Source organism: Mesorhizobium sp. M7A.F.Ca.AU.001.01.1.1 (assembly GCF_004022735.1).
Taxonomy (GTDB): Bacteria; Pseudomonadota; Alphaproteobacteria; order Rhizobiales; family Rhizobiaceae; genus Mesorhizobium; species Mesorhizobium ciceri.
On record NZ_RZPF01000214.1, the window covers coordinates 1 to 8,954 of the forward strand.

Sequence of the window (8,954 nt, forward strand, 5' to 3'; positions counted from 1 at the left end):
ACCGAATGATGCGTTTTGCCGGCCCGGCACTTTCCGCCGCACTGTTTGTCTCGACCGCTTCATTCGCCCAGCAGGCGGACGAACCGGTACTGAAAGGCGCGGCTGCCTTCGGCGACTGGCGAGCGGACAAGCCGGGCACCCGCCGGCTGATCAGACCGGATGATCTGCCCAAGCCCAATGCCACCCGGTCGACCTCGAACAGCGCCGGCATCGCGGACATGCCGGCAGACGCGAAGCTGCAACTGCCGCCGGGGTTCTCGGCCGAGCTGGTTGCATCGGGCATCGACAATCCACGCGTCGTGCGCGTCGCGCCGAATGGCGACCTGTTCGTCGCCGACAGCAAAGCCAACCAGGTCCGCATCTATCGCCTCGCCGAAGGCAGTGCGAAGCCGGCGCAGGACGGCATCTTTGCCGGCAATCTCAACCGACCCTATGGCATTGCCTTCTATCCGCCGGGCCCTGACCCGCAATGGGTCTATGTCGCCAACAGCGACAGCATCGTGCGCTTTGCCTACCGCAATGGCGAACTGAAGGCCTCCGGCGACCCGGAAACCATCGTCGGCAACATCCCCGCCAGTCATCACTGGACCCGCGATATCGCCTTCTCGCCGGACGGCAAGACGCTTTACCTTTCGGTCGGCTCGGGATCGAATGTCGCCGAGGACATGGGCCGGGAGCCGAAAGGCGGACTCGATGCCTGGGCGAAATCGCAGCCGCTGGGTGCAGCCTGGGGTTCTGAAGACGGCCGCGCCGACGTGCTGACCTTCGATCCCGATGGCAAGAACGGCCGCATCTTTGCCGCCGGCCTGCGCAACTGCTCGGGTATGACCGTGCAGCCGGCGACCGGCGCGCTGTGGTGCGTCGTCAACGAACGCGATGCGCTTGGCGACAATGTGCCACCCGAATACGCGACCGTGGTCAAGGAGGGTGCCTTCTATGGCTGGCCCTGGTACTATATCGGCAACAATGAGGATCCGCGCCACAAGGGTGAGCGCCCCGATCTTGCCGGCAAAACGACCGTTCCCGATGTGCTGATGCAGGCGCATTCGGCGCCGCTCACCATCGCCTTCTACGAGGGGAAGAGCTTTCCAGCTGAATACAAGGGCGATGCGTTCGTCGCTCTGCATGGTTCATGGAACCGCGGCAACAGGACCGGCTACAAGGTGGTGCGGTTGCTGTTCAAGGACGGCAAGCCGACCGGCGCGTATGAGGATTTCATCACCGGCTTCGTCGTTTCCAACGGTGAGGTCTGGGGCCGGCCGGTCGGCGTGGCGATTGCGAGCGACGGTGCGCTGATCGTCAGCGAGGACGGCAACGGCACCATCTGGCGTGTCACCCATGGCGACGGTCCGTCCTGATCTGCTCAGGTAACGCAGGCCCCCTCACCCGGATTGCCAACCGAATTGCGAAGAGCAATTCGGGAACAATCCGACCTCTCCCCGAGGGGAGAGGAGTCAGCAGACGCTGGCGCCCGTCTCTTCTCCCCTCGGGGAGAAGGTGGCCGCGAAGCGGCCGGATGAGGGGGCTTCGTAAGGCGAGCCCTCGATATCTGGTGCAATGGAATCCGGCCCCAGGGAATTCAATCTTGGCCTGTCCCATGCAATAAAACGCTCTGATCCGAGACCAGTGCCATGACCCTTACCGGATTCCTCGCCTATAGTGCGGCCCTCGGCATCGCCGCCGCGATTCCTGGTCCCGGCATCACCGCGCTGGTCGCCCGTGCGCTCGGCTCAGGCTTCCGCTCGTCGCTGGCGATGTCGTTTGGCCTGATGGTTGGCGACATCACCTATCTGACCGCCGTGGTGCTTGGCCTCGCCTTCGTCGCACAATCCTTCGGCATGGTTTTCCTGGCCATCAAATGGCTCGGCGTCGCCTATCTCGCCTTTCTCGGCTGGCGCTTCTGGAACAGCGGCATCACGCCCGAGACCGTCGAGGCCGGAAAAGGCAAGGGCGGCTTGCTGTCGAGCTTTGCCGCCGGCCTGACCGTTACCCTCGGCAATCCGAAGACGATGATCTTCTATCTCGCGATCACGCCGACCATCGTCGACCTGAAAACCATCACGCTGGCGGATTACGGCATCCTCGTCGCGCTGACCGTTGTCGTCCTGTTGGTGGTGCTGGTGCCGTATCTGGCGCTGGCGGCCAAGGCGCGCTGGTTTCTGAAATCGCCCCGCGCGCTCAAGGCGCTGAACCGCACGGCGGCCGGCTTCATGGTCGGTGCTGCTGCAGCGATTGCCGCTCGGCAATAGAGAGCTTTCCGCCAAAGCATTTCGCAAACGGGCCTTTGCGAGAAATGCTTTTCCGGGACGGCACGGTTTTAGACACAGGGCCCACTCGGATATTTTCAGCCGACAGTCTATCTTGCGCGACCGAAGGCCCTATCTTGCCGGCTGCAATTCCACTGCCTGAAATCCTTACTCGCCTGAAATTCTGGGAGCGAAACCAATGAACAAGCCCGTCACAGCCCGTGTGCCCGGTCGCGGCCGCGTCTACAATTCCATCACCGATACGATCGGCGACACGCCCCTGGTGCGGCTCGACAAGTTCGCCAGGGAAAAGGGCATCGTCGCCAATCTCATCGCCAAGCTCGAATTCTTCAATCCGATCGCCTCGGTCAAGGACCGCATTGGCGTGGCGATGATCGAGGCGCTTGAGGCATCAGGCAAGATTTCTCCCGGCAAGACAACGCTGATCGAACCGACGTCGGGCAACACCGGCATCGCGCTTGCCTTCGCCGCCGCGGCCAAGGGCTACAAGCTGATCCTGACGATGCCCGAAACAATGTCGGTCGAGCGCCGGAAAATGCTGGCGCTGCTCGGCGCCGAGTTGGTGCTGACCGAGGGTCCGAAAGGTATGAAGGGCGCCATCGCCAAGGCCGACGAACTGGCAGCGACGATCCCCAATGCGATCATCCCGCAGCAGTTCGAGAACCCGGCCAATCCGGAAATCCACCGCACGACGACGGCCGAGGAAATCTGGAACGATACGCATGGCGAGGTCGATATCTTCGTCGCCGGCATCGGCACCGGCGGCACCATCACCGGCGTCGGCCAGGTGCTGAAGAAGCGCAAGCCCTCCGTGCATGTCGTCGCCGTCGAGCCCGACTCCTCGCCGGTTCTGTCGGGCGGCCAGCCCGGCCCGCACAAGATCCAGGGCATCGGCGCCGGTTTTGCGCCCAAGATCCTCGACACGACGATCTATGACGAGATCGTCAAGGTGTCGAACGAGGATTCGGTGGCCAATGCCCGCCTCGTCGCCCGCCTCGAAGGCGTGCCGGTCGGCATCTCTTCGGGCGCCGCCCTGCAGGCGGCCATCGTCGTCGGCTCGCGGCCGGAGAACAAGGGCAAAAATCTTGTGGTGGTCATCCCGTCCTTCGCCGAGCGCTATCTGTCGACAATCCTGTTCGAGGGGCTGGGATCGTAGTCCGACGCTCCTTCGCGTCCAAGCTGGCCCGCTGAAAAAACGCGCGTGGCCGCCATCGGCGGCTTGAGCGCGGCACCGCTTCCGGTTCATATCGCCCCGGCCTGCTTTGCGCGGCCGGGGGAGAATTTTATGTACAAGCTTTATACCCGTCCTGGCAGCGGCGGCTTCGTCGTCGAGGCAGCGCTGGCGTTGGCGAATGCACAGTTCGAGCAGATCGACGTGCCGAAGACCGACCGGCCCGACCCCGCCTTCCTCGACATCAGTCCGTTGAACCAGGTGCCGGTGCTGACCTTGCCGGACGGAAGCTCGATGACGGAATCGGCGGCGATCTGCATCCTGCTTGCCGAGCGTCATCCCGATGCCAATTTGGCGCCGGCAGCAGACGCGCCTGCCCGCGCCGATTTCCTGCGCTGGATGGCCTTCATGTCGTCGGTGCTCTATCCGGCGGTGCTGCGTTTCTACTACGCATACCGCTACACTGCCGATCCCGAAGGCACCAAGGCGGTCAAGCAGGCAGCCGTGGCCGAGATGGACCGTGGCTTTGCCGTTCTGGATGCCGCGCTTGAAGGCCGTGACTGGCTGGTCGGCGACCGGGTGTCGCTGGCCGACATCTATCTGGTCATGCTGGTGGCCTGGCATCCCGACATCGACAGCGCGCGGACGGCATGGCCGAACATTGAACGCCTGTGGGCGCGGCTGCGCGACCATCCGCTGATGAAGACGCTCAACACCTCGCACGAGATGTGGCCGGGCTGAAGCTCAATTTCTGAGCACTGCCCGCTTTTCCTGCAGGAAGCGGCGCACCGCCGGGTCGCGCTCGAGGCCGATCGCCCGGTCATAGGCTTCGCAGGCTTGCAGTACCTGACCAAGCCTGGCCAGGAGACCGGCGCGTGCGGCCCAATAGGGCTGATAGTCATCAAGCCGTTTGTCGTCGCCCAGCACGTAGAGGGCCGCCAATCCCGCCACTGCGCCCTCGGCCTCGGCGATCGCCACCGCGCGGTTTATCGCCACCACCGGCGATCCTGCGATCGAAAGCAACGCGTCGTAGAACTCGCGGATCGCCGCCCAGTCGGTGCGGCCGGTCAGCCGTCGTGCCGCATGCGCGGACTGCACGGCCGCCTCAAGCTGGTAGCGGCCGATGATGCCCTTGGCCGCGGCGTGGGAAAGCAGCGCCTCCGCCTCATCGATCAGGGCGCGGTCCCATAGAAGGCAATCCTGTTCCGCCAGCGGCACGAAGTCGCCGGCGGCGCTGCGCCGTGCGGCGCGGCGCGACTCAGCAAACAGCATCAGCGACAGGAGGCCCAGCGCCTCCGGCTCCTCCGGCAACAGCGAAGCCACCAGCCGGCCGAGCCAAATGCCTTCGGTCGCCAGATTGCGCCCTCGCGTCTCGGTGCCCGCCGGGTCGGACCAGCCTTCGGCGAAGGCGGCGTAGATCGCTTCCAGCACCGCATCCAGCCGTTCGCCGAGTTCGGCCTGCTCCGGCACGCGGAACGGAATACCGGTTTCACGGATGCGGGACTTGGCTCGCACCAGGCGCTGGCCCATCGTTGCCGGCGAGACCAGGAAGGCGGAAGCGATCGTCGCGGCGTCGAACCCCAGCACCGTCTGCAGGATGAGCGGCGAACGCACGCTCGATTCGATCGCCGGATGGGCGCAGGCGAACATCAGCCGCAGCCGCTCGTCGGGCAGGTCTTCGTCGGTCATGCGCGCCTCCGCTTCCTCGGCAATCAGCTTGAGATGCTCGCGGCCGGCCTCGCTGGTCAGCCGGCGCCGCACCGCATCGACGCGGCGCCGCCTTGCCACCGCCAGCAGCCAGGCTTCCGGTTTCTTGGGTACGCCGGTTCTTGGCCAGCGTTCGAGGGCGGCGGCAAAGGCATCGGCCAGCGCGTCCTCGGCTGCGGCCACGTCGCGCGTGCGGGCCGCGAGCCAGGCGACAAGCTTGCCGTAGCTTTGCCGGGCGGCGGTTTCCGCTGCCGCCCGCGCGATCTCCAGGCCACTTTCCATCACATGGTCTGTTCCCAGATCGGCCGCAGCTCGACCGTGCCGGCGCTGGCCGCGGGGCAGCGCGCCGCCCAGGCGATAGCGGCATCGGCATCCTCGGCCTCGATCATGTAGAAGCCCGCAAGCTGCTCCTTGGTGTCGGCATAGGGGCCATCGAGCACGTTGGTCTTGCCATTGACCATCCGCACCGAAGTGGCGGCCTGGGTCGGCTTCAGCCGGTCGCCGGCCAGCCAGGCGCCGGACTTCTTCAACGCATCGGTATACGCGCCATAGGCAGCGCTGATCTCGTAGGTCTTATCGGTCGGCGCGGCCGCCATCGCGGCTTCATTGACGTAGATCAAAAGCATGTATCGCATGGTCTTCTCCCGTTGTTTCGAAGGCTGCTTCGTTTGCGAGCCGGACGTATGTCGCGCGGCCCTGGCCGATTTCGACAGGCATTGGAAAAATCTTTCGGCTCCGAAGACATTTCACGCAAGCGGCCATCTGTGCATCCCGCACTCAACCATTCGTCTAACGCATGGGATTGCGGGTTGGCATTTCCATCTCGCTGTCTAAACTCGCTTCTGTTCGCGTCAGGGAGGTGATGCGGCTGCTATTTCAGGGAGGAAATCAGATGTTCCATTTCAGGACGAAACTTGTTGCGGCCGGCGCCGTGGCGCTGTCGCTTGGCCTAGGCGCTGTTTCCGCCAAGGCGCAGGAATTCATCAACGTGCTCACCGGCGGCACATCTGGCGTCTATTATCCGCTCGGCGTGGCACTGTCGGAAATCTACGGCAAGGGCATCGAAGGTGCCCGCACCCAGGTGCAGGCAACAAAGGCTTCGGTCGAAAACCTCAATCTGTTGCAGCAGGGCAAGGGCGAGATCGCGTTTGCGCTGGGCGATTCCGTCAAGCTGGCCGCCGAAGGCAATGCCGAGGCCGGTTTCCCCGGCAAGCTCGATAAGTTGCGCGGCATCGCAGCCATCTATCCCAACTACATCCAGATCGTCGCCAGCCGGGAGTCCGGCATCAAGACGCTGGCCGACCTCAAGGGAAAAAGCCTGTCGGTCGGCGCGCCGGCCTCCGGCACCGAGCTCAATGCCCGCGCCATCTTCGCCGCCGCCGGGTTGAAGTATGAGGATCTCGGCCGGGTCGAGTATCTGCCCTTCGCCGAATCGGTCGAGCTGATCAAGAACCGGCAGCTCGACGCCACGCTGCAATCGGCCGGGCTCGGCGTCGCCTCGATCCGCGACCTCGCCACCTCCGTGCCGATCAATGTCGTGGCGGTGCCGGCCGAGGACGTCGCCAAGATCGGCGCGCCCTATCTGTCGGTGGTCATTCCCAAGGGCACTTATGAAGGCCAGAGCGAGGATGTCGCCACCGCCGCCGTCGGCAATTTCCTCATCACCCGCGCCGATGTCTCCGACGAGACCGCCTACCGGATGACCAAGCTGATGTTCGACCATCTCGACCAACTGGCCGCGGCGCATGCCGCCGCCAAGGCGATCGACCCGGCCAAGGCGCTCGACGGCATGCCGGTGCCGCTGCACCCCGGTGCCGAGCGATACTACAAGGAGAAGGGCTTGTTGAAGTAGGGCGGATCCGTCGGATGACCGAAGCAACGTCTGGAACATCAACCGACGGCAAATCCGCCACCTTCCATCTGCCTGCCGTCGAAGAACAGGTCGAAGGGCTGCCGCCGGGCTTCGGCGACGGCCTTGCGGGCAAGGCCGCCTTTCTCATCGCCGTCGCCTTTTCCGTGTTCCAGATCTATGTCGCCGCCTATGGCAGCATTCCGAGCCAGGTGGTGAGGGCCATGCATGTCGGCTTCCTGCTGCTGCTCGGCTTTGGCCTGATCGCCAATCTGCGCGCCAAGAGCATGCCGGCGAAAGCCGCGTTCTGGACGCTCGGGGCGCTCGGCTTCGGCACCGGCCTCTACAATTGGGTGTTCTACACTGATCTGATCCGCCGCTCCGGCTTCCTGACCACGCCGGACCTCATCGTCGGCGCGGTGCTGGTGGTGCTGGTCTTCGAGGCAGCGCGGCGGCTGATGGGCCTGCCGCTGGCGGTCATCGCTTTCATCTTTCTCGCCTACTGCTTTTTCGGCAACCATTTGCCGCCGCCGCTCATCCATCGCGGCTATGATTTCGCCCAGATCGTCGACACCTTCGCCTACGGCACCGAAGGCATCTACGGCACACCGATCTATGTCTCGGCTGCCTACATCTTCATCTTCGTCGTCTTTGCCGCCTTTCTCGAACGCGCTGGCATGATCGCGCTGTTCAACGATTTCGCGCTTGGCCTGGTCGGCTCGTGGCGCGGCGGCCCGGCGCAGGTCTGCGTGCTGTCCTCGGCGCTGATGGGCACCATTTCCGGCTCGGGTGTCGCCAATGTGGTGGCCAGCGGCCAGTTCACCATCCCGCTGATGAAGCGCTTCGGCTTCCGCTCGGCTTTTGCCGGCGCCGTCGAGGCGACCTCCTCGATGGGCGGCCAGATCATGCCGCCGGTGATGGGCGCGGTCGCCTTCATCATGGCCGAGACGCTGAACGTGCCTTATGCCGAAGTGGTCAAGGCGGCGATCATCCCGGCGCTGCTCTATTTCGGCGCCTGCTTCTGGCAGGTGCATCTGGAAGCCGGCAAGGCGGGCCTGCACGGCATGGCCAAGGCCGAGCTGCCCAATCCGTGGGACGCGGTGCGGCAACACTGGCCGCTGGTGCTGCCGCTGGCCGCGCTCATCTACCTGCTGTTTGCCGGCTATACGCCGATCTTCGCCGGCACGATGGGCCTGGCGCTGACCATCGTGCTCATCCTCGGCACGCCGTTGGCGGCAGCGATCGGGCCGCTGGCCTTCCGCATCGTCTTCTGGATCGCGCTCGGGCTTGCCGCCGCTTCGTTCATGAAGTTCGGCGTCAACCTCCTCGGCCTGGTGATCGCCGCACTGGTCGTCGCCTGCTTCACGTTCAAGGGCGGCCGCGAGACGTTGCAAATCTGTGTCGACTCGCTCGCCGAAGGCGCCAAGAACGCGCTGCCGGTCGGCATTGCCTGCGCCATTGTCGGCATCGTCATCGGCACGCTGACGCTGACCGGCATCGCCTCGACCTTCATCGGCTGGATCATCTCGATCGGCGAGGACAATCTGTTCCTGTCGCTGGTGCTGACCATGGTCACCTGCCTGGTGCTGGGCATGGGCATTCCGACCATTCCCAACTACATCATCACCTCGTCGCTGGCCGGGCCGGCGCTGCTCGAGCTTGGCGTGCCGCTGCTGGTCAGCCACATGTTCGTGTTCTATTTCGGCATCATGGCCGATTTGACGCCCCCGGTGGCGCTGGCGGCGTTCGCCGCCGCACCGATGGCCAGGGAAAGCGGCCTGAAAATCGGCATCCAGGCGACCAAGCTGGCCATTGCCGGCTTCGTCGTGCCGTTCATGGCGGTCTACACGCCGGCGCTGATGCTGCAGGACGCAGGTCCGATCGCCGCCCAGTTCGGCTATCCCGTCGAGGTCGGCTACATCGTCGCCAAGGCGTGCATGGGCATCGTGCTGTGGGGTGC

8 protein-coding genes are annotated in these 8,954 nt (G+C 64.7%); 6 read left to right on the forward strand and 2 right to left on the reverse strand.

Annotation, left to right across the window (positions count from 1 at the left end; translation table 11 throughout):
* Positions 1 to 5 precede the first annotated feature (5 nt).
* The 4 genes from EN884_RS15215 to EN884_RS15230 all read left to right on the forward strand — a co-directional run bounded on the left by EN884_RS15215 (position 6) and on the right by EN884_RS15230 (position 4,179).
* Positions 6 to 1,358: a sorbosone dehydrogenase family protein gene (locus EN884_RS15215; RefSeq protein WP_082826610.1), complete on the forward strand. Its 1,353-nt coding sequence runs from the start codon at positions 6 to 8 to the stop codon at positions 1,356 to 1,358.
* A 273-nt stretch (positions 1,359 to 1,631) separates the two neighbouring features.
* The gene (locus tag EN884_RS15220) at positions 1,632 to 2,249 is read left to right on the forward strand and encodes a LysE family translocator (protein ID WP_013528636.1); all 618 of its coding nucleotides are present in this window, start codon (positions 1,632 to 1,634) and stop codon (positions 2,247 to 2,249) included.
* Positions 2,250 to 2,445: 196 nt separating this feature from the next.
* Positions 2,446 to 3,423 (forward strand): cysteine synthase A, encoded by a 978-nt coding sequence (cysK, locus tag EN884_RS15225; protein WP_027161213.1) that lies wholly within the window; start codon positions 2,446 to 2,448, stop codon positions 3,421 to 3,423.
* A 129-nt stretch (positions 3,424 to 3,552) separates the two neighbouring features.
* Entirely contained in the window at positions 3,553 to 4,179 is a 627-nt protein-coding gene (locus EN884_RS15230; RefSeq protein ID WP_063170412.1) for a glutathione S-transferase family protein, read from the forward strand.
* Positions 4,180 to 4,182: 3 nt separating this feature from the next.
* Here the strand turns inward: EN884_RS15230 and EN884_RS15235 are convergent, their stop codons facing one another.
* Positions 4,183 to 5,427, reverse strand: a complete 1,245-nt coding sequence (locus tag EN884_RS15235) for an RNA polymerase sigma factor (protein WP_063169654.1) — start codon at positions 5,425 to 5,427, stop codon at positions 4,183 to 4,185.
* Positions 5,427 to 5,780: a YciI family protein gene (locus EN884_RS15240; protein ID WP_013528640.1), complete on the reverse strand. Its 354-nt coding sequence runs from the start codon at positions 5,778 to 5,780 to the stop codon at positions 5,427 to 5,429. Before EN884_RS15240 ends, EN884_RS15235 begins: the two co-directional genes overlap by 1 nt.
* 257 nt (positions 5,781 to 6,037) lie before the next feature.
* On the opposite strand from EN884_RS15240, the gene EN884_RS15245 reads away from it, so the two are divergent.
* On the forward strand, positions 6,038 to 6,997 hold the full coding sequence (locus EN884_RS15245; protein WP_063169653.1) for a TAXI family TRAP transporter solute-binding subunit: 960 nt from the start codon (positions 6,038 to 6,040) through the stop codon (positions 6,995 to 6,997).
* Between the two features lie 14 nt (positions 6,998 to 7,011).
* Positions 7,012 to 8,954: TRAP transporter permease (locus EN884_RS15250; RefSeq protein ID WP_164895015.1), on the forward strand; the 1,943-nt coding region annotated here is incomplete at its 3' end.

Bases quoted from the DNA above. Each gene is read 5' to 3' on its own strand.
- EN884_RS15245 (WP_063169653.1), top strand. From the start codon at position 6,038: ATGTTCCATTTCAGGACGAAACTTGTTGCGGCCGGCGCCGTGGCGCTG.
- EN884_RS15230 (WP_063170412.1), top strand. From the start codon at position 3,553: ATGTACAAGCTTTATACCCGTCCTGGCAGCGGCGGCTTCGTCGTCGAG.
- EN884_RS15220 (WP_013528636.1), top strand. From the start codon at position 1,632: ATGACCCTTACCGGATTCCTCGCCTATAGTGCGGCCCTCGGCATCGCC.
- cysK (WP_027161213.1), top strand. From the start codon at position 2,446: ATGAACAAGCCCGTCACAGCCCGTGTGCCCGGTCGCGGCCGCGTCTAC.
- EN884_RS15215 (WP_082826610.1), top strand. From the start codon at position 6: ATGATGCGTTTTGCCGGCCCGGCACTTTCCGCCGCACTGTTTGTCTCG.
- EN884_RS15235 (WP_063169654.1), bottom strand. From the start codon at position 5,427: ATGGAAAGTGGCCTGGAGATCGCGCGGGCGGCAGCGGAAACCGCCGCC.
- EN884_RS15240 (WP_013528640.1), bottom strand. From the start codon at position 5,780: ATGCGATACATGCTTTTGATCTACGTCAATGAAGCCGCGATGGCGGCC.